The sequence below is a fragment of the Staphylococcus sp. B1(2026) genome (genome assembly GCF_058895785.1).
Genome location: NZ_JBZXTS010000096.1, coordinates 1 through 1689 on the forward strand (window position 1 = coordinate 1; position 1689 = coordinate 1689).

Here is a 1689-nt window from a genome sequence, read left to right on the forward strand (position 1 = left end):
CGCAATATTATTTGCAATTCATCAAATAAAAAAACGCTTAATTTAAGCGTTTAAAAAGCGTCCCAGAAGGGATTCGAACCCCCGACCGACGGCTTAGAAGGCCGTTGCTCTATCCTGCTGAGCTACTGAGACATATTAAATTTTTAGTACATTAGTATTATACTGTTAATGATTAGAAAAATCAAGATGAAATTTAATTAAATTTCATCTTGATAGGAATGGTCAAAAAATATTATTGATTTTATAATCTATCACATTTATATACATTGTTTTTTATGGTTAATACAGTTAAAATATAAATGTAATAGATTTTATTTGTTTAGATTGTCTATCATAATTTGGTGTATCTTATTCATGTCATATTTTTTATTTGGTACTGGGTCAAAAAAGTGATGGCGAGAAAATGGATGACATCGTAATAATCTTTTAGCGATTAAAGCAATAGCTTGATTAAATGAATGTGTTTCTAAAGCATCAATAGCATAGTTTGAACAAGTAGGATAATATTTACAACGAGAAGGTAAATATTTAGAAATATATTGCTGATAAAAACGAATAAATCGTATGAAAAGTTTAGTCATTACTGCTCCTTTAAATTGACAGATAATAATAATTCTATTACAATAATATATATATAAAAGAAAAGAGGTTTATTAATTATGAGTAACGAAACAAAAGTAAAAACGAAAGCTGCTTTAAATCGTCAGGTTGCTAACTTCACAGTATTATATACTAAATTACACAATTTCCACTGGTATGTCAAAGGAAGAAGCTTCTTCACATTGCATGCGAAATTTGAAAAATTATACAACTATTCAAGTGAAACATTAGATGAAGTTGCAGAACGTTTATTAACAATTGGTGGTTCACCAGTTGCAACATTAAAAGGTTGTTTAGAAATTTCTTCTATTAATGAAGTTGAAGAAACAAAAACAGCTGATGAAATGGTAGATGAATTATTCCGTGATTTCAAATTATTATCTATTGAAATGTCAGAATTAATGGAAATTGCAGAAGAAGAAGGCGATCAAGCAACTTCAGATTTAGCTTTAGGTATTAAATCACATTTAGAAAAAGAAATGTGGTTATTATCTTCATACTTAGCATAATAATTAAAAGTACGGAGAATAATTATTCTCCGTACTTTTATATAAATATATAGGAGAGTGCATAAAATGGTAATATTTAAAGGTCAAGAAGTTACATTAGCGGGTAAACAATTAGAGGTAGGAATAAAAGCACCTGACTTTAATTTAGTAGCAACAGATTTAAGTCATACTACTTTAGAAGATTTTGGTGATAAAATTAAAGTGATTAGTGTCGTGCCATCAATTGATACAGGTATTTGTGATATGCAAACACGTACATTTAATCAAAAATTAAATAGAGATGATATTGCGGTGATTACAGTATCAATGGATTTACCTTTTGCACAAGCAAGATGGTGTGGTGCATCTGGTTTAGATCATGTTGTTACATTATCAGACTATATGAATAAACAATTTGGTTTAGATTATGGTGTCTTAATTAATGAAATACAATTATTATCCCGTTCTGTTTTTGTCTTGTCAGCAGATAACACAATTACTTATGTTCAATATTTAGATGAAATTGGTAAAGAACCAGATTACGATAAAGTCATAGAAGCAGTTAATAAATTAAAATAGTATCTATTGCGTAGTTCAAAAT

3 protein-coding genes and 1 tRNA gene are annotated in these 1689 nt (G+C 28.5%); 2 read left to right on the top strand and 2 right to left on the bottom strand.

The genetic code is table 11. From position 1 onward, the window contains the following. Window positions 1-58 precede the first annotated feature (58 nt). Both AC5EAH_RS08040 and yidD read right to left on the bottom strand, forming a co-directional pair. Window positions 59-132: transfer RNA gene (locus AC5EAH_RS08040), tRNA-Arg, on the bottom strand. A gap of 179 nt (window positions 133-311) precedes the next feature. Beyond that, a complete protein-coding gene (yidD, locus tag AC5EAH_RS08045; protein WP_493494261.1) occupies window positions 312-581 on the bottom strand; it encodes a membrane protein insertion efficiency factor YidD in 270 nt (89 codons plus the stop codon). 78 nt (window positions 582-659) lie between these two features. Between yidD and AC5EAH_RS08050 the strand changes: the two genes are divergently transcribed. Next, window positions 660-1109 carry a Dps family protein gene (locus AC5EAH_RS08050; RefSeq protein WP_493494262.1) on the top strand — a complete coding sequence of 150 codons (450 nt, stop codon included), beginning with the start codon at window positions 660-662 and terminating at the stop codon, window positions 1107-1109. 66 nt (window positions 1110-1175) lie between these two features. Further along, window positions 1176-1667 carry a thiol peroxidase gene (gene tpx, locus AC5EAH_RS08055; protein WP_493494263.1) on the top strand — a complete coding sequence of 164 codons (492 nt, stop codon included), beginning with the start codon at window positions 1176-1178 and terminating at the stop codon, window positions 1665-1667. The last annotated feature ends 22 nt before the right edge of the window (window positions 1668-1689 follow it).

What these genes read in the sequence shown, in the direction of transcription:
- yidD (WP_493494261.1), bottom strand. Translation starts at nt 581, where the DNA reads ATGACTAAACTTTTCATACGATTTATTCGTTTTTATCAGCAATATATT.
- AC5EAH_RS08050 (WP_493494262.1), top strand. Translation starts at nt 660, where the DNA reads ATGAGTAACGAAACAAAAGTAAAAACGAAAGCTGCTTTAAATCGTCAG.
- tpx (WP_493494263.1), top strand. Translation starts at nt 1,176, where the DNA reads ATGGTAATATTTAAAGGTCAAGAAGTTACATTAGCGGGTAAACAATTA.